The organism is Muricoccus harenae (assembly GCF_009848505.1).
Lineage (GTDB): Bacteria > Pseudomonadota > Alphaproteobacteria > Acetobacterales > Acetobacteraceae > Roseomonas > Roseomonas harenae.
Window position 1 is genome coordinate 52,895 of record NZ_WWDL01000023.1, and the last position, 16,463, is coordinate 69,357.

General features: G+C 69.6%; 17 protein-coding genes. 7 read left to right on the forward strand and 10 right to left on the reverse strand.

Annotated features, from left to right (window positions below):
* Positions 1-73: 73 nt before the first annotated feature.
* The 3 genes from GSE44_RS16630 to GSE44_RS16640 form a co-directional block, all read right to left on the reverse strand.
* Positions 74-1,054, reverse strand: coding sequence for a Bug family tripartite tricarboxylate transporter substrate binding protein (locus GSE44_RS16630; RefSeq protein ID WP_159349951.1), 981 nt, complete (start codon positions 1,052-1,054; stop codon positions 74-76).
* Positions 1,055-1,164: 110 nt separating this feature from the next.
* On the reverse strand, positions 1,165-1,980 hold the full coding sequence (locus GSE44_RS16635) for an enoyl-CoA hydratase (RefSeq protein WP_159349952.1): 816 nt from the start codon (positions 1,978-1,980) through the stop codon (positions 1,165-1,167).
* Positions 1,981-2,021: 41 nt separating this feature from the next.
* A complete protein-coding gene (locus GSE44_RS16640) occupies positions 2,022-3,248 on the reverse strand; it encodes a CaiB/BaiF CoA transferase family protein (protein ID WP_159349953.1) in 1,227 nt (408 codons plus the stop codon).
* Between the two features lie 92 nt (positions 3,249-3,340).
* Here GSE44_RS16640 and GSE44_RS16645 point away from each other — a divergent pair, with 92 nt between their 5' ends.
* Positions 3,341-4,018 (forward strand): GntR family transcriptional regulator, encoded by a 678-nt coding sequence (locus GSE44_RS16645; RefSeq protein WP_159349954.1) that lies wholly within the window; start codon positions 3,341-3,343, stop codon positions 4,016-4,018.
* 213 nt (positions 4,019-4,231) lie between these two features.
* On the forward strand, positions 4,232-6,841 hold the full coding sequence (locus tag GSE44_RS16650) for a hybrid sensor histidine kinase/response regulator (RefSeq protein ID WP_159349955.1): 2,610 nt from the start codon (positions 4,232-4,234) through the stop codon (positions 6,839-6,841).
* On the opposite strand, the gene GSE44_RS16655 is transcribed toward GSE44_RS16650, so the two are convergent.
* Positions 6,838-7,182: an Hpt domain-containing protein gene (locus GSE44_RS16655; RefSeq protein WP_159349956.1), complete on the reverse strand. Its 345-nt coding sequence runs from the start codon at positions 7,180-7,182 to the stop codon at positions 6,838-6,840. The two genes, GSE44_RS16650 and GSE44_RS16655, sit on opposite strands and share 4 nt — an antisense overlap.
* A 205-nt stretch (positions 7,183-7,387) precedes the next feature.
* Between GSE44_RS16655 and GSE44_RS16660 the strand changes: the two genes are divergently transcribed.
* Both GSE44_RS16660 and GSE44_RS16665 read left to right on the forward strand, forming a co-directional pair.
* Positions 7,388-8,509 carry a glycosyl hydrolase family 8 gene (locus GSE44_RS16660; RefSeq protein WP_159349957.1) on the forward strand — a complete coding sequence of 374 codons (1,122 nt, stop codon included), beginning with the start codon at positions 7,388-7,390 and terminating at the stop codon, positions 8,507-8,509.
* 79 nt (positions 8,510-8,588) lie between these two features.
* Positions 8,589-8,813 carry a hypothetical protein gene (locus GSE44_RS16665; RefSeq protein WP_159349958.1) on the forward strand — a complete coding sequence of 75 codons (225 nt, stop codon included), beginning with the start codon at positions 8,589-8,591 and terminating at the stop codon, positions 8,811-8,813.
* A gap of 27 nt (positions 8,814-8,840) precedes the next feature.
* Here the strand turns inward: GSE44_RS16665 and GSE44_RS16670 are convergent, their stop codons facing one another.
* Genes GSE44_RS16670 through GSE44_RS16680 form a run of 3 tightly spaced genes read right to left on the reverse strand, consistent with a single transcriptional unit; the run spans position 8,841 to position 11,957 of the window.
* Positions 8,841-10,034 carry a multidrug effflux MFS transporter gene (locus GSE44_RS16670; RefSeq protein WP_235924894.1) on the reverse strand — a complete coding sequence of 398 codons (1,194 nt, stop codon included), beginning with the start codon at positions 10,032-10,034 and terminating at the stop codon, positions 8,841-8,843.
* A 7-nt stretch (positions 10,035-10,041) separates the two neighbouring features.
* A complete protein-coding gene (locus GSE44_RS16675) occupies positions 10,042-10,899 on the reverse strand; it encodes a TIGR01459 family HAD-type hydrolase (RefSeq protein WP_159349960.1) in 858 nt (285 codons plus the stop codon).
* On the reverse strand, positions 10,899-11,957 hold the full coding sequence (locus GSE44_RS16680; protein WP_159349961.1) for a quinone-dependent dihydroorotate dehydrogenase: 1,059 nt from the start codon (positions 11,955-11,957) through the stop codon (positions 10,899-10,901). Before GSE44_RS16680 ends, GSE44_RS16675 begins: the two co-directional genes overlap by 1 nt.
* Before the next feature lie 127 nt (positions 11,958-12,084).
* Between GSE44_RS16680 and GSE44_RS16685 the strand changes: the two genes are divergently transcribed.
* On the forward strand, positions 12,085-12,930 hold the full coding sequence (locus tag GSE44_RS16685; RefSeq protein WP_235924896.1) for a DMT family transporter: 846 nt from the start codon (positions 12,085-12,087) through the stop codon (positions 12,928-12,930).
* Positions 12,931-12,939: 9 nt separating this feature from the next.
* Here the strand turns inward: GSE44_RS16685 and GSE44_RS16690 are convergent, their stop codons facing one another.
* Genes GSE44_RS16690 through GSE44_RS16700 form a run of 3 tightly spaced genes read right to left on the reverse strand, consistent with a single transcriptional unit; the run spans position 12,940 to position 14,196 of the window.
* Complete coding sequence (locus GSE44_RS16690; RefSeq protein ID WP_159349962.1) at positions 12,940-13,296, reverse strand: DUF952 domain-containing protein; 357 nt, start codon at positions 13,294-13,296, stop codon at positions 12,940-12,942.
* A 17-nt stretch (positions 13,297-13,313) separates the two neighbouring features.
* A complete protein-coding gene (locus GSE44_RS16695; protein WP_159349963.1) occupies positions 13,314-13,835 on the reverse strand; it encodes a cell wall hydrolase in 522 nt (173 codons plus the stop codon).
* A gap of 1 nt (position 13,836) precedes the next feature.
* Positions 13,837-14,196 (reverse strand): hypothetical protein, encoded by a 360-nt coding sequence (locus GSE44_RS16700; protein ID WP_159349964.1) that lies wholly within the window; start codon positions 14,194-14,196, stop codon positions 13,837-13,839.
* A gap of 86 nt (positions 14,197-14,282) precedes the next feature.
* On the opposite strand from GSE44_RS16700, the gene GSE44_RS16705 reads away from it, so the two are divergent.
* A complete protein-coding gene (locus GSE44_RS16705; RefSeq protein ID WP_159349965.1) occupies positions 14,283-14,504 on the forward strand; it encodes a hypothetical protein in 222 nt (73 codons plus the stop codon).
* 285 nt (positions 14,505-14,789) lie between these two features.
* Entirely contained in the window at positions 14,790-16,460 is a 1,671-nt protein-coding gene (locus GSE44_RS16715; RefSeq protein WP_159349967.1) for a recombinase family protein, read from the forward strand.
* Positions 16,461-16,463: the final 3 nt, after the last annotated feature.

A 16,463-nucleotide genomic window follows, 5' to 3' on the forward strand; every position in this document is an offset into this window, starting at 1 on the left:
CGCGCCGCATGCCGGACCCGGAGGAGCCGCCGATCACCAGCGGATGGCGGCCCCTCATTCAAGTTTCTTCCGCCTATTCCGCCTTCGCGCCGGTGGTGCGGACGATGGGCGCCCATTTGGCCGTTTCCTCGCGGATGAAGCGCGCCAGATCCTCAGGCGAGGTTGGCATGGGCTCGACCCCCTGCCCTTCCAGCGCGGCGGAAACGGTGGGATCGGCCAGCGCCTCCCGCATGGCGGCGTTCATGCGGGTGACGATCGCGGGCGGCAGGCCCTTGGGACCGACCAGCGCGTACCAGTTCTGCACCTCATAGCCCGGCAGGGTCTCGGCGACCGTCGGGGTATTCGGATGCGAGCGGATGCGCTGCGCGGTGGGCACGGCCAGCAGGCGCAGCTTTCCGGACTGCACCTGCGGCAGGGCGGTGGGCGCGGTGGAGAAGGCGTAGTCTACCTTGCCGCCCATCAGGTCAGTCATCATCGGCCCTCCGCCGCGATAGGGCACATGGACGGTCTTCACCCCGGCCATCTGGTCCAGCAGCGCGCCCGCCAGGTGCCCGGCGCCGCCGACGCCGGAGGAGCCGTAGGTGATCGTGTCCGGTGCCGCCTTCGCCGCCGCGATCAGGTCGGCGACGCTACGCCAGGGGCGGTCGGCCGGCACCACCAGCACGTTGAGCACGTTGCCGGCCATGGAGACCGGCACGAGGTCCGCCTGCGGATCGAAGTTCAGGTTGGAATAGAGGGTGGGGTTGATCGCCAGCGCGCCGATCGTGCCCATCAGGAAGGTGTAGCCATCGGGCTGCGCGTGTACGACGAGGTCGGTGGCCAAATTGCCACCTGCGCCGGGACGATTGTCGATGACGATGGGCTGGCCCAGCAGCGCGCCGAGCTTCTGCTGCATCACCCGCGTGCTGATATCGGTGGCGCCGCCGGCCGCGAAGCCGACCACGATCCGGATGGGCTTGTTGGGCCAGGGCGCCTGCGCCCGGGCGCGGAGTGCGGGGATGGAAAGGGCAAGCCCTCCCAGCCCGGCACCCAGCAGGGTGCGTCGGTGAAGCATCGGACTATCCTCCTCGGTCGATGCCCCCGGGCCCGTCTGCTGCGGGTCTGCCGAGGGACCGGTTCAATGCACTTGACCGGGCACCGCGGCATGGCGCGGCACCCGGGATCTCAGCGGCCCTGGAACTGGGGCGGGCGCTTTTCCATGAAGGCGCGGCGGCCCTCGATGTAATCCTCGCTGGCGAAGCAGCCGAGGACGAGGCGGTTGCAGAGTTCCTCGTCCGGCTGGGCCTTCAGCGCCTCGGCCACGATCGCCTTCACCGAGCCGACGGTGAGCGGCGCGTTGCCTGCGATGGTGTTGGCGTAATCGGCGATGGTGGCGTCCAGCGCGTCATCCGCGACCACGCGGTTCACCAGCCCCATGATGCGCGCATCCTCGGCGGAGAAGCGCTTGGCGGTGAAGAACAGCTCCTTGGCGAAGGAGGGGCCGACGAGATGCACGAGGCGGCGGATGCCTGGCAGCGGATAGCCGAGGCCGAGCTTGGCCGCCGGGATGCCGAAGGAGGACTTCTCCGTGCAGATCCGCATGTCGCAGCAGACGGCGAGTGCGCTGCCGCCGCCGATGCAATGGCCGCGGATCGCCGCGATGGTCGGCTTGGGAAAGTTGGAGAGAGCCTCGTACACCTTGGCGGTTTGCGCCTGATAGGCGTCCACCGCCTCCTTCGAGCCACGTTCGCTCTCGAACTTCGAGATGTCGGCGCCGGAGACGAAGGCCTTGCCGCCCGCGCCGGTGACGACGACGACGCGGATCTCGGGATCGGCCGCGAAGTCGTTGAGGATCCGCTCCGCCGCGACCCACATCTCCATGGAGACGGCGTTATGGCGCTCGGGGTTGTTGAAGATCATCCAACCGACGCCGCCCTCCTTGCGGGAGAGCATCTTATCGGTACCGAGGGCCGGGTTCGGCGGCGGGAGCGCGTCGGGCATGTGTCAGTCCTGTCCTGTTGCGGGTCGGGCTCGCGCCCGGCCTAGATCACCTGGCGGGACTTGAAGTCCGCGATCCGGTCCTCTGGGTAGCCGGCCTCGCGCAGCACCTCCGCCGAATGCTCGCCGATGGCGGGTGGGTGGCTGGCGATGCGGCTGGGCGTGCGGGACAGCGTGAAGGGCTGCGCCACATAGGTCTGCGACTTCGCGCCATCGTCGAAGGTGGCAGCGATGCCGAGATGCTTCACCTGCGGGTCGGCGAAGACCTGGTCAATGCTGTAGATCGGGCCCGCCGGCACGCCGGCCTCGTTCAGGGCCGTCACCCATTCCTCGCTTGTGCGCTCGGCGATCTTGGAGTCGATCAGCGCGTTCAGCGCGTCGCGGTTCTCGGAGCGCGAGCTGGAGTCCTTGAAGCGCGGGTCCTCCAGCCATTCCGGCGCGCCCACGGCCTGGGTGAAGCGCTTCCAGATCGCATTGCCGGTTGCGGCGATGTTGATGTGGCCGTCCTTCGTCTTGAAGACGCCGGTCGGGATGCTGGTGGGGTGGTTGTTGCCGGCCTGCTTCGGCACGTCGCCGGCCTGGAGCCAGCGCGCAGCCTGGAAGTCCAGCATGAAGGCCTGGGCCTGCAGCAGCGAAGTCTGCACCCACTGCCCCTTGCCCGAGACTTCACGTTCGAGCAGCGCGACCAGGATGCCTTGGGCGGCGAAGATGCCGGCGCAGAGATCGGCAATGGGGATGCCGACGCGCACGGGGCCCTGGCCCGGCAGGCCGGTGATGGACATCAGCCCGCCCATGCCCTGCGCGATCTGGTCGAAGCCCGGGCGCTGCGCATAGGGGCCGTCCTGGCCGAAGCCGGAGATGGAGGCGTAGATCAGCCGCGGGTTCACGGCGGAGAGCTCCTCATAGCCGATGCCCAGGCGGTCCTTCACGTCGGGGCGGAAGTTCTCCACCACCACATCGGCCTCGGCGGCCAGCTTCTTGAGGATCTCGACGCCCTCGGGCGACTTCAGGTTCAACGTCAGCCCGCGCTTGTTGCGGTGCAGGTTCTGGAAGTCGGGGCCGCCGCGCGGGCCGCCCATCGGGTCACCCTGGTCCAGCCCTTCCGGCATCTCGATCTTGATGACCTTCGCGCCCCAGTCGGCGAGCTGGCGCACGCAGGTCGGGCCAGAGCGGACACGGGTGAGGTCGAGCACCGTGTAGCGGGAGAGAGCCCCGCCGGCGGTGGCGTTCGGGGTCGCGTCGGCTGGGATCGGGCGCGGGGCGTCGAGCATGCTGGTTCCTCCGTTCCGGTCAGGCTGCGGCCTTGGCGCGTCCCTGTCAACAGGGTGTTGACAGGTCTGGCACCTCCGTGATGCCGTGGGCCATGGACACACTTCCCCCGCCGGTGCCGCTGCCCGAACGCGCGCGCGCGGCGCTGGAGCAGTTGATCCTGTCCGGCGAGATCGCCCCCGGCACGCGGCTGAACGAGGTGGCGCTCGCCGCCCGCCTCGGCCTTTCGCGTGGGCCGCTGCGGGAGGCGCTGCGCGGATTGGAGCGGGACGGGCTGGTGGCGGCGGGGCCGGCGGGCCAGGGCATGAGCGTGCGTCGGCTGGAGCCGGAGGCGATCGCCGAACTCTATGACATGCGCGCCCTGCTGCAGGGCTTCATCCTGGCGCGGCTGGCGCAGCGCGTGGCGGAGGGAACGCTCCCGCCCGGCACGCTGGAAGACCTGCGCGCGCAGGTCGCCGCCATGGTGGAAGATGCCGAGGCCGGGAATGCCGCCAGCTACTATGCGCGCAACCTGGCCTTCCACACGGCGCTGCACGATGCTGCCGGGCATCGGCGTGCGGCCGGTCTCTACGAATCCCTGCTGAAGGAAAGCCATCTCGCGCGCCAGCGCTCCCTCGCCCGTCCTGCCGGAATGCGCGAGAGCAATGCCGAGCACGCCGCCATGCTGGATGCTGTGGCGGCAGGCGATGTGATCCGGGCCCGGGCTCTGGGGGAGGCGCATGTGGCGCTGGGCGGAAAGCGGCGTTGGCTGGAGTCGCTTTCCGAGGGGTAATGGCGCGGCAGTGCCGGCTCGGACGGCCCTCGGTTCGGCTCTCCGGCAGTTGTGGGCGGCAGGTTCGGTGGTCCTGAAGCCAAGGTCTATTTCTACCTCGGGTTGCATAATTCGCTAGGCGTTTCCGAAACTTGTCGGAAAATGCCTCGAAGTATCGATACAGTCTCGCAAAAGAGAGACAGCCCTGCGATGGTGGGGACGGTCGTGCACCCGATGAACCCTACCCCATCTCCGCTCCGGCGGGTCCTGAAGCTGGGCCCCGCGCGGCCGGCAACGCCACGTCCCTGGCGGCTCTTTGCCGCCACGGTCCTGGTGGTGGGATTCTGTTTTGCTGTCGTCTACCTGATCCTCTTCGACCGCGGCGAGCGCGAGGCGGCGAATGACGCGGAGCGCCTCACCTCGGGCGTGACCGCGGCGCTGGCGGACCAGCTCGCGCGCGCGATTCAGACGGTGGACTTCGTGCTGCTCGACATGGCCGAGCGCAGCATCGACGCCGATCCGGCCAACACCGCCCGCGCCCTGGCGGGCCGCATCCGCGACGTGCCGCAGCTTCGCGCCGTGCTGATCGTCGACGCCAACGGCACCGTCACCGCCTCCACGGTGGAGAGCCTGCGCGGCGCCTCGGTGGCGGACCGGGAATGGTTCCGCATGCTGCGCCTGGGCGGGCCGACCCTGCGGCTGGGCGCGCCGGAAGCCGGTCGCTTCCTGGGCGGATCTGCCGCCATGCAGGCGCGCGCCATCCAGGCGGCGGGCGTGTGGTCCATCCCCCGCGCCCGCGGGCTGCGCACGCAACGCGGCGACTTCAACGGCGCGGCCATCGCGCTGCTGAACCCCGATTACCTGATCTCCGTCGGGCGGCGGCATGCCGAGGCCTTCGGCGTCACCGTCCGCATCCACTCGCTGAGCGGGCTGTTGCTCGCGCGATCGGACGGGCGCGTGGACGGCGTGGGCGAGGCCAATGCCTCCGCCTGGCTGTTCCGCGACTTCCTGCCGCGCCGTGACAGCGGCACCTTCTCCGGGCTCGACCAGGACGGGCAGGATGTCTTTGCCTCCTTTTCCACCATCCGCCAGGGCACGATGGTGATCGAGGCGGCGCGGCGGAAGGCGGCGGCCTTCGAAGGGGTCGAGCGGCTGGGCGCGCTGCTGATCGGCGGCGGCATCGCGGTCGCCACGATCATGCTCGTCGCCTTGTGGCTCATGTCCCGCCAGGCCGCGGCGCTGAAGGCGCAAGGCGATGCGCTGAGCGAGAGCGAGGGCGAGGCGCGGGCGGCGACGCGGGCGAAGGAGGAATTCCTGGCGGCGATGAGCCACGAGATCCGCACGCCGATGAACGGCGTGATCGGCATGACCGGGCTGCTGCTGGATTCCAACCTGGATCCGATCCAGCGCCGCTATGCCGAGACGATCCAGGGCAGCGCCGAGCACCTGTTGATGGTGCTGAACGACATCCTCGACTTCTCCAAGCTGGAGGCGGGGATGATCGAGCACGAGCACATTCCCTTCACGCTGGAGAATGAGATCTCGACCATCGTCGAGCTGTTCGCGGCACGCGCGGCCTCGAAGGGCGTGGAGATGGTCGCCTCCCTGCCGCCGGAGCTGCCGGAGCAGGTGCTGGGCGATCCGGGGCGCTTCCGGCAGGTCCTGTTCAACCTCGTCGGCAATGCGATCAAGTTCACCGAGAGCGGTTGGATCGAGGTGTCGATCAACGCCACGCCGCTGGAGGACGAGGAGGGTGCGCTGCGCCTGACCTGTTCGGTGGCGGATACGGGCATCGGCGTGGATGCGGCCAAGGTGCCGATACTGTTCGAGCGCTTTACCCAGGCCGATGCGTCCATCAGCCGCAAGTATGGCGGCACCGGCCTCGGCCTTGCGATCTGCCGCAAGCTGGCGGAGCAGATGGGCGGCGGGATCGAGGCGACGCCGCGCAAGGGCGGCGGCAGCGTCTTCCGCTTCTGGATCGTGGTGAGGAAGATGCCACAGGCGGCGCGCCGCCCCTCCCCCCTTGCCGGACGGCGCATCCTGGTGGCGGACGACCTGCTGCTGAACCGGGAGGTGATGGTGCGCCAGCTCAACGCAGCCGGCGCCTCGGCCCTGGCGGCGGAGAGCGGCCCGGCGGCGCTGAACCTGCTGCGGCTTGCGGCACGGCGCGGCACCGCCTTCCACGTTGCCCTGCTCGACGCTTCCATGCCGGGCATGGGCGGGCTGGAGCTGGCCAGCCAGATCCGGGCGGAGGCGGTAGTGCTCGGCAATCCCGCCCTCGTCCTCTGCTCCTTCGGGGTGGAGGCGCATCAGATGCCCGATGGCGGGCCGCCGCCCGGCTTGGTCGATGCCATGTTGCTCAAGCCTTCACTGCCGGGACGGCTGCTGGAGGCAGTGCTGCAGGCGCTGGCGCCGATGGCGGGGCGTGAACTTCCCCTTCGCCGTGAACTGGCGGAGGAGCGGCCGCGGCGCGTCCTGCTGGTGGAGGACAATGCGACCAACCAGCTGCTGATGCAGGCGCTGCTGGCCCGGCTCGGCGCGGAGGTGACGCTGGCCGGGAACGGTGCCGAGGCGGTGGAGCACTGCCGCGCCAGGGTCTTCGACGTGATCCTAATGGACATGCAGATGCCGGTGATGGACGGGCTGGAGGCGACGCGGGCGATCCGCAGCGACGGGCTGAACCGCCGCACGCGGATCGTCGGGCTGACGGCGGCAGTGGGGCCGGAATTCGAGCGGCAGTGCCGCGAGGCCGGGATGAACGACTATCTTTCCAAGCCGGTGCAGCGCGATCAGCTCAATCTGGTGATCGGACCGGCGCCACCGGTCGGCGCGCCCGCAGCTTAGGCGGGGCCGCCCTTCGCCGACATGGCGGCCAGCTCGGCGAGTGCAGCCTTCGCCGCATCACCGATGCCGAGGATCATCTGCTGCGCCGGGGTGCGGTCATCTGAGCGCATTGCCTGGCGGGCCAGCGACTCGAGGGACTTGGCGCCGATGGATCCGGCCGCGCCGGCGAGGCCATGGGCGGCACGGCGATACTCCTCCACCTGCCCAGCCCGGGCGGCGTCGATCATCTGCCGGACAAGCCGGGCAAGATCCTGCTCGAAGGTCCGCACGATGCTTACGAAAACATCTCGGGGAAGTTCCGCCGCCAGCTGGCCGGCCACTTCAGGGTCAATAGCGCTCACGCCGCGCAGGTTGCCCGCTGGAATACCGGGCGGTCAACGCGCATGCGCCGGCAATGGGCGAGTCGCCGCACCAACCCATCCGCCGACCGATAGCTGGCGAGAATGTCACCACTCGTGAGCGCAGACTCGGCTTGTATGTAACCTTAACGCGTGGTGAATAATTCCGGAGAAACACCTTTCTCTCCAGGAGCAGGTTCCCGCCGCGATGCAGACCGATGCCGCCGTGTCCGCCCGCTCCTCCTCCCCCGGCCCCGGCCGGCGCGGCCTGTTCGGCCTTGCCGCAGCCTCGGTCCTGGCCGGGCCTGGCGCGCTGCGGGCGCAGGGAATGCCGGAATGGCTGGCCGAGCTGAAGACCGAGTGGGCGCAGTTTCGCGGCCGCTTTGTCACCCGCGAAGGCCGCATGCTCGATGTCGGCAAGGGCGACGAGACGCATACGGAAGGCCAGGGCTTCGGGATGCTCTTCGCGGCCGAGGCAGGGGACATCGTCACCTTCGACAGGATCCTGGACTGGACCCGCCGCTACCTCCGGCACAGCCGGGACAACCTGCACGCGTGGCGCTACCGCGGCGACGCGGTGGATGCGGTGGCGGACCGCAACAATGCGACGGATGGCGACATCATGATCGCCTGGGCACTGATGCGTGGAGCCGATCTGTTCGCGCGCCCCGCCCTGGCGCGGGAGGCGGCGCTGATCTGCCGCGACGTCCTGGCGCATTGCACGCGGGAGGTTGGCGGCAAGCTGGTGCTGCTGCCGGCGGTGCAGGGCTTCGAGAAGCGCGACCACGTCATCCTCAACCCGTCCTACTACGTCTTCCCGGCGCTGATGGAGTTCGAGAAGGTGGTGCCGGGGCCGCAATGGCGCCGACTGATCGCGGACGGGCTGGCGATCTTCCGGGAGGCACGGTTCGGCCGCTGGAACCTGCCGGCGGATTGGATCGAGTTCTCGCGCGAGGCGACCTTCAAGCCCCGCCTCGCGGCCGGCTGGCCCACCCGCTTCTCCTGGGATGCGGTGCGCGTGCCGCTCTACCTCGCCTGGGCGCGGCAGAACGAGGATCCGGCGCTCCGGGCCTGCGTGGAATTCTGGACCGATCCGGAGAACCAGAGCCTGCCGGCCTGGACCGACCTGCGCAGCAACATCCCCGCGCCCTATCCGGGCCATGCGGGCGTGCGGGCGGTGGCGCAGCTGGCCTGCGCCACGCAGCAGCGGCACATGAAGATAAGCGACCTGCCGCGCGTCGCGCAGGCGACCGACTATTACGGCGCTTCCCTTGTCATGCTGTCTCGCATCGCCTGGCAGGAAGCCCGGGCCGGCGCGCCGATCGTCTAAGGGTACAAGGCGCGTTCCGCTGGCGGACCGGCAAGTGCCGCGGCATCCTGGCTGCGTCCTTCATCCGACGGAGCGCCCGATGCATCGTCCTCTCCTGCCCCTGATCGCGCCCTTCATCGCCATTGCTGTGCTGGCCATGGCTGGCTGCGCCGATCGCGGCCCGGCGGAACGCGCCGGGCGCTCGGTGGACCGGGCGGCCGAACGCACAGGCTCAGCGGTGGGAGGCGCGGCGCGGAATACCGGCGCCGCTCTGGACCGCGCCGGGAATTGGGTGGGCGAGCGGGTCGATCCGGACCGGCGCTGAGCGCCTCCCCCGACCGGGGCGCGGGCGTCAGAGGCGGCGGCGCGCGCCCCAGAGGGCGATGTTGGCCAGCACGCCGCAGAAGGCCATGACCGAGGCGGTGGCCACGCCCGAGCCGGATTCCAGCGTGGCGTTCACCACGGTCATCAGCGCGCCGAAGCCCATCTGCACGGCGCCCAGCAGGCCCGATGCGGTGCCCGCGCGCTCGGGGCGCACGCTGATCGCGGCCGCCACCGCATTGGGCAGGGAGATGCCGTTGCCCAGCGCGACCAGCATCATCGGCAGGAAGAAGCCGGCCAGGCTGTGGGGCAGGAGAAGCTGCACCGCCAGCATCGCCGCTGCACCGAGAATGATGAGCCACAGGCCGGCCGAGAGCATGCGCACCATCCCCATCCGCGTCGAAAGGCGCGCGGCCAGCAGGGAGCCCAGGGCGAAGCTGACGGAGATGCCGAGAAAGGCGGTGGCAAAGACTCGTGGGGCGTAGCCCAACTGCTCCACCACCTGCGGCGCGCCGGCCATGAAGGCGAAGAACACGCCGGTGGAGGCTGCGCCCACGGCGCCGATCCAACGGAAGGCCGGCATCCGCAGCAGGGACATATAGGCAAGGCCCATGCCGCGCAGCCCCGGCAGCGGCTGCGGCTCACGAAGGGTCTCGGGCAGGCGGCGCCAGACGGCGATGAGCAGTGGTGCGCCGAAAAGGAGGCAGGCGATCATGGTGGCGCGCCAGCCGAAGCGCTCCTCGATGAGCGCGCCGGCCATCGGGGCCACCATGGGGGCCAGGGTCATGGCCATGACGACATAGGCGATGCGGCTGGCGGCTTCCTCGCGCGGCCACACGTCACGGATGATAGCGCGGCCCAGCACCATGCCGGAGCAGGCCCCCATGGCCTGCGCCACGCGCCCGACTTCGAGCCAGGCGATGCTTGGCGACAGGGCCGCGAGGGCTGAGGCAGTGAGATAGAGAATGAGCGACCAGAGCAGCACGGGCCTTCGCCCGAAGCGGTCCGCCAGGGGTCCGTAGAGAAGCTGCCCGAGTGCGACGCCCACCAGGTACAGGGTGAGTGTGAGCTGCGCGACCGCATAGGGCACGCGGAGATCCGCCGCCACACGCGGCAGGGCAGGAATCAGGATCTGCATGGTGAAGGGGCCGATGCCCGTCATCGCCACCAGCAGCCAAAGGGCGGGCTTGCGCGCCGGGGGTCGCGCCCCGGGTGTTTCCTTCAAGAGGCTATCACCAGCGCAGGCCACGGAGCGCGGCGATCGGGGAGACGCCTTCGGCCTTGGCCCGGGCGGCGAGGGTGGCGGAATCGGCATCCGCCAGCCCCTGTTCCGCGGCCACGCCGCCGAGGGCCCAGACGGCGTCCAGCCCGGCGGCCTGGGCGCCGGCGAGATCCGTGTGCGGGCTGTCGCCGATGGCGACCACCTGGTCCCGGGGCAGGTCCAGCAGTTCCATCACCGGGTCATAGGCGGTGGGGTCCGGCTTGCCGATTTCGAGGCTCTGGCCGCCGAGGGCCATGTAGCTCTCCGAAAGGGCGCCGGCGCAGAGGAGCAGCCGGCCGCCCACCACCACGGTGCGGTCCGGGTTCACGCAGATCATGGGCAGGTTGCGGGCGCGCGCGGCCTTGAGGGCCGGCAGGTACGGATCGACGGAGGTGGCGCCGGGATTGGGCGATGGGCCGGTGTTCAGCAGCCAGTCCGCCTGCGCGGCATCCTCGGTGAGGGTGACGCCGAGGTCCTCGACCACGGAATGGTCGCGGGCGGTGCCGATATGCAGCGCGAGAGGGCCGAAGTCCCGCACGAAGGGATGGGTGCGATCACGCAGGAGGCGCCAGGTGATCTCGCCGCTCGACATCACGCCGTCATAGAGGCTGCGGTCGATGCCGAAGCCGGTGAGCTGACCCTCGATGACATAGGAGCGGCGGGGGGCGTTGGTGAGGAAGACGATGCGGGCGCCCTTCTCCCGCATGCGGGCGAGCGCATCGGCCACGCCAGGGAAGGCGGCGCGGCCGTCATGCACGACGCCCCAGATATCGAGCACGAAGCCGCGGTAGCGCTCCGTGAGTTCGGCGACGCTATCGAGGATGCGCATCAGGCTTCGGCTCCGATCGCTTCGGACAGGGTTTTCACGCCGTCGCGCCGCAGCAGGGCGGCGAGGTCGCGGCGGATCCGGGGAATGAGGGCGGGGCCGGCATAGGCGAAGCCGGCATAGCTCTGCACGAGAGAGGCGCCCGCCTTGATCTTGGCATAGGCGGTCTCGCCGCTGTCCACGCCGCCCGCGCCGATCAGGGTGAGGCGGCCGCGAGACAGGCGGTGGACGCGGCGGAGGAGTTCGGTGGAGGCGTGGAAGAGGGGCTGGCCCGAAAGGCCGCCACTCTCGCCCTTGCAAGGCGAGCGCAGCGTTTCCGGCCGGGCGATGGTGGTGTTGGAGACGATCAACCCGGCGATGTCGCGGCCCAGGCAGGTCTGGACGATAGATTCGACGGCGGCTTCGGCGAGATCGGGCGCGATCTTCACCAGCACGGGCGGGCGCTGGCGGAGTTCGGCGCGTGCCGCGAGGGTGGCGTCCAGGATGGCGGCCAGGCGGGCCTCACCCTGTAGGTCCCGCAGGCCGGGCGTATTGGGGGAAGAAACGTTGACGGTGACGTAGTCGGCCAGTGGCGCGACGCGGCGGTAGAGCGCGGGGTAGTCGCGCTCCGGCTCGGCGCCCTCCTTGTTGATGCCGATATTGGCACCCAGGACGGCGGGCAGCGGCCGCGGCAGGGCCTGGAGCCGGGCGACATAGGTTTCCAGCCCGGCATTGTTGAAGCCCATGCGGTTGATGACCGCTCGGTCCTCCTCCAGGCGGAACAGGCGGGGCTTCGGATTGCCCTCCTGCGGGCGGGGGGTGACGGTGCCGGCCTCGACGAAGCCGAAGCCGAGCCGCATCAGGGGCAGGATGGCGAGGGCGTTCTTGTCGAAGCCCGCGGCGAGCCCGACCGGGTTGCGGAAGTCGAGTCCCATGGCGTGGATGGCGAGGACCCGGTCGTCCGTCATCGGGTCGCGCCCGGCGAGGCCCCAGTTCAGAGCGTGCAGCGACAGCTCATGCGCGCGCTCCGGGTCGAGGCCCCGGACGAGCGGCATGAGGGCGGAGGCGAGGGCGGGAAGCATCGCCGCCGCTTTTGCCGCAGTGCGGCGAGAAGGGCCAGGGGCGGCGGGACCCCACGGCCGGGGGTCGCGTTGACGGCATGGCGCCGGCACGGGACAAGCGGCAGCGAGGAACCGGAGGAAACGCCGCTTGCGCGGACCCGTGCTGCTGCTGTCCGCGCTGGCGCTCTTCGCGGTGCTGGACGCGAATTCGAAGCTGCTCTCCAGCGGATATCATGTCAGCCAGGTCTTGGCCTTCCGCTATGCGGTGCTGCTGGGGCTGCTGGCGCTCGCGCGGATGGCGCGGCGGGGCGCGGGGGGCGGGCTGGAGACACGGCGGCCGCTGGCGCAGCTGCTGCGCGCGGGCTTCATGGTGGGCTCCGGCACCGGATTCTTCATGGCGCTGCGGAGCCTGCCGCTGGCCGAGGGCTACCTCGTGTATTTCACCGCGCCCTTCATGCTGCTGGCGATGTTCCGCCTGCTGCTGAAGGAGGCGGTTCCCGCCTCGGCCTGGGGCTGGTGTGGGGTGGGGTTCCTGGGTGTGTTGCTGGCACTGTGGCCGGGGATTTCGGCCGGGGCATCCTGGGGCGCCTATGCCTGGGCGCTGCTGGGCACGGCCTGCCATGCGCTGGTGCTGGTGATGAACCGCAGCCTGCGGAACGAGCCGGGGCTTGCGCGGCTGGTCCTCTGGAGCGCGGGCCCTGCCCTGCCGGCGCTGCTGCCCTGGGCGGCGCTGGAATGGGTGACGCCGTCCTGGCCGGATGCCCTCGCGCTTTCGGCGAATGGGGTGCTCGCGGGCGGGGCCACTGTGGCGCTGGCTTCCGCCTTCCGCCATGCGAGCGCGGGGCGGCTGGCGCCGCTGGAATTCTCGGCGCTGATCTTCGGGGTGGTGATGGATGTGGCGCTCTGGGGGACCTGGCCTTCGGCCTGGGTCTGGGTGGGCGCGGCAATCGTGGCTTTCGCGGGGATCATGGCGCAGCGGCGCGGCGCGCATTGAGGGCCGGGATCAGGGCACCCAGGCGGGGAAGCGGTGCAACCCGTCCGTGCCCAGAGGCAGGAAGACGGCGCCGCGAACGGCGGTGAGCGGTAGGGGCGCGTAGAGATGGGGAAAGAGGCCGGGGCGGGTGCCACCGGCGGCAGGTTCCCAGCGCAGCGCCTGGCCGAGCGCGGTGCTTTCAGCACTGATCAACCAGAGGTCGGCCTCGCCCGCGCGGTGCTTCGCGGCGCTGGCGCGGAGCTGGGCGGCGGTGGAGAAGTGGAGAAAGCCGTCGCGGCGGTCGTCGGCGCTGCCATGATAGGCGCCGGCCGCCTGCGCGGCACGCCAGTCGGCGCCGCGCATCAGCGTGTGGATCAGGGGTTCCATACGGCCCTTCTAGCCGTTCAGGCGACGGCCACCAGGGCGGGGCGAGAGGGCTGGGCCGGGCGCTCGCCGGTTTCCAGGCGATAGAAGGTCAGGCCGGAGATCTCGGCGATGGAGTCGTGCGCCAGGGCCCAGGCGGGGAGGCGATCCTCTCCGTGCCAATGGGTGGCGCCGCCGGTCGGGTCCGGCAGGGCGCCGGCCAGGGCACGGGCGGCGATGCGGCGGCACATGGCGAGCGCGGGGTCCGCCTCGGGCGGAGAGGCCAGCAGGGCGTGGGACGGGTGGCGCGGGTTCCAGGCCGGGAAGAGGAAGGGGTCACGGCACGCGGCCAGGACCTCGCCGGGGCCGGGATCGGGCAGGCGGGCATGGCCGCCGGGGGCGAAGGGCGCGGCGCCTGGCTGGCGGATGGGGCGCGGCATGGCGGCGCGGGCGCGGTTCATGGCGAGGGCCGCCAGGGCTTCGATGGTGCGCACGGGGCGCGTGCCGGCCTCGGCGTATAGGGTGCGGGCCAAGGTCTCGGCCGTGGTTTCTGCAGGGTTCATGTCAGCGGTCCTCGGCGAGCACGCGCATCTGGGCGGCGGTGCTGTGGGCGGCGCGGGTGGCCTCGTCCAGCTTCTGCTCGATGCGAATGAGATGAGCGGTCAGGCGTCCGTCCACGTCCCTGATGAGGGAGAGAGGGACGTAGGTGCGGGCGACCTCCAGCTTGAAGGCGGCCAGATCGTCGCGCGTGCGCTCCAGGGCGGCCTGCTGCTGGGAATGGTCGGCGGCTTCGCGCTCCGGCTGATGGGCCTCGCCCTGGGCGATGCTGCGGCGGAGGGAGTGGAGCATCCAGGCGAGCACCGCCATGAAGGGCGTTTCCACCGCGGCGGCGATCCATTGCGGATCGGGGTTAAAGGACGGCATGGGGTCCTCCATGGGGGTGCGGGGTTGATCGCGCGGAGCGGCGCCCCGACTTGCCGGGGTGCCAGAAGGGGTGCTTTGTGCAGGCGATGTGGAATGAGCCGTATCTCGAGACCTGTTGCCGGTCGGCCCTGCACCGGCTGTTCCTGACGCATGGCGGGACGCGCCCCGCCGGGCTGCCGGATGAGGCCTGTCTGCGCAGGCTGTGCGGGATGGGCTTCGCGCAGGAAGTCTCCCCCGGCCGCTTCGCCATGACCGAGGACGGAGCGAAGCGGCACCGAACCGAGGTGCTGAAGAAGACCGCGGCCTGAGTCAGCCGCGCCAGGACGCGCCGCGCGCCACCGGGGGAAGCCCCGGCATCCGCACCGGTTCGGCCAGGAGACAGCCTGCCACCGCGTCCAGCGCATCATCCCGTACGCCATTCGCGCCGGGCTTCCATTCCGCCATCTCCTGCAAGTGGTAGGTAGTTTGCGGGCACAGGGGGCGTCGTGGTATCAAGAGCTTAGGCCCCTGTCCGTACAGCGCATGCTGGATGCTCTTGCTTGCTTTGCGCCTGCGACGCTAGGCCGGACATTCCACTAGCGGAACAAGCTGCAATGGCCAAACGTCTCGCATACAGCTACCTGCGCTTCTCCAATCCCGAACAAGCCAAGGGCAACTCCATCCGGCGACAGATGGAACTGGCGGCAGCTTACGCGGCCGAACAGGGATGGGAGTTGGACCACAGCCTCAAGGATGAAGGGCTGTCCGCATACAAGGGTCATCACGTCAGCAAAGGTGCGTTCGGTGCCTTCCTCCGCGAAGTCGAAGGAGGTCGCGTGCCACGTGGCAGCGTGCTGATCGTCGAGAGCTTGGACCGTATATCTCGCGCCCATCCACTAGATGCGCTCACGCAGTTCCAGGCACTGCTCAAAGCTGGCATCGAGATCGTCACGCTCACTGATCGCCGCCTCTACTCCTGGGAGACAGTACGCGATCAACCCCTGCTGCTGATGGGCAGCCTGATGGTGATGTCACGCGCCAACGAAGAGAGCGAAACCAAGTCGCGGCGCATCTGCGACGCATGGGCCAACAAGCGGGCGAAGCTGAGTGACAATCGCGACAAGCCCCTCACCTCTCGCGGCCCCAAGTGGCTCCGCTGGAACGACACGAGCAAGCGTTGGGACCTGATCCCGGATCGCGTGGCCGTCGTGAAGCGCATCTTCACCATGACTGCCGACGAGGGCACGGGCATGGTCAAGCTGGCAGGCATCCTGAATGCGGAGCGCGTTCCGACATTCACCGGCAAGACACACAGCAAGGGCACGGAGCCTGGTTGGCAGCCAAGCACCATCGGCAAGATCCTCAAGAGCCGCAGTGTCTTGGGCGAGTTCCACCCACGCCAGCAGGTCAGCCCCGGCGTCTACAAGCCTGACAGCCGTGTGCAGCCCATCGCTGATTACTACCCTGCGGTCATCTCGCATGATCTCTGGAACCGCGTCCACGCCGTGCGAGCGCAGAACGACAAAACGGGAGGTGGTCGCAAAGACGGCAGGGTGGGCAATATCTTCCGTGGTCGGGTCTTCTGCCACCACTGCGGCAATCCCCCTCGCCTGCATCACCACGTCAAAGGCGGCAAGAGGTACAACTACTTCAAGTGCGGTGCTGTTGAACGCGGCACTGGCACCTGCACCAACCGGGTGAACTCAGACATCGACCAGATCGAGAAGGGCGTGCTGGCTGGCCTCAAGTTCCGTCAGGCATTCTGGGAACAGCAGACTGGCGAGAACGCACAGGCCCGCGCCCTGACCGAGCAGCTGGCCGGACTGGCTGACGAGCATGCGCGCAAGCAGAAGAGGTTCGACGCACTCAGCGAGATGCTGGCCGAAGAGGACAGTGTAGCGATCCGCACAGCCTACCGCGAGCTGGGCCGTGAACTGGACAGCTGGGAGGATCGCAAAGCCGACCTGGAAAGGCGGATCGCCATGAGCAAGGGCACCACCCTCATCGGTGACATGATCCGCGAGGCTGATGAGCTAGAGGCCGCTTCACGCAGTGCGGACCTAGACATCTGCCTACCGGCCCGCAACCGGCTCATGGTCATGATGGGCAGCGTGATCGGGCGCATCGAGTTCGACCGCGACAAGGTAGCTCACGTGACACTGGCCGATGACAGCCTGCGCTTCCGGGTGGTCCGGGGCGAGGTCGAGGACGTGGCATTCAATGTGCGGGGCGTGTGGCATGCCCTCCAGTCCAACGGCACGATGGTAGCCCTGGCTGCCGAATAGGAG

Coding starts and splice junctions, on each gene's coding strand:
- GSE44_RS16630 (WP_159349951.1), bottom strand. CDS start 1,054: ATGCTTCACCGACGCACCCTGCTGGGTGCCGGGCTGGGAGGGCTTGCC.
- GSE44_RS16635 (WP_159349952.1), bottom strand. CDS start 1,980: ATGCCCGACGCGCTCCCGCCGCCGAACCCGGCCCTCGGTACCGATAAG.
- GSE44_RS16640 (WP_159349953.1), bottom strand. CDS start 3,248: ATGCTCGACGCCCCGCGCCCGATCCCAGCCGACGCGACCCCGAACGCC.
- GSE44_RS16645 (WP_159349954.1), top strand. CDS start 3,341: ATGGACACACTTCCCCCGCCGGTGCCGCTGCCCGAACGCGCGCGCGCG.
- GSE44_RS16650 (WP_159349955.1), top strand. CDS start 4,232: ATGAACCCTACCCCATCTCCGCTCCGGCGGGTCCTGAAGCTGGGCCCC.
- GSE44_RS16660 (WP_159349957.1), top strand. CDS start 7,388: ATGCAGACCGATGCCGCCGTGTCCGCCCGCTCCTCCTCCCCCGGCCCC.
- GSE44_RS16665 (WP_159349958.1), top strand. CDS start 8,589: ATGCATCGTCCTCTCCTGCCCCTGATCGCGCCCTTCATCGCCATTGCT.
- GSE44_RS16675 (WP_159349960.1), bottom strand. CDS start 10,899: ATGCGCATCCTCGATAGCGTCGCCGAACTCACGGAGCGCTACCGCGGC.
- GSE44_RS16680 (WP_159349961.1), bottom strand. CDS start 11,957: ATGCTTCCCGCCCTCGCCTCCGCCCTCATGCCGCTCGTCCGGGGCCTC.
- GSE44_RS16690 (WP_159349962.1), bottom strand. CDS start 13,296: ATGGAACCCCTGATCCACACGCTGATGCGCGGCGCCGACTGGCGTGCC.
- GSE44_RS16695 (WP_159349963.1), bottom strand. CDS start 13,835: ATGAACCCTGCAGAAACCACGGCCGAGACCTTGGCCCGCACCCTATAC.
- GSE44_RS16700 (WP_159349964.1), bottom strand. CDS start 14,196: ATGCCGTCCTTTAACCCCGATCCGCAATGGATCGCCGCCGCGGTGGAA.
- GSE44_RS16705 (WP_159349965.1), top strand. CDS start 14,283: ATGTGGAATGAGCCGTATCTCGAGACCTGTTGCCGGTCGGCCCTGCAC.
- GSE44_RS16715 (WP_159349967.1), top strand. CDS start 14,790: ATGGCCAAACGTCTCGCATACAGCTACCTGCGCTTCTCCAATCCCGAA.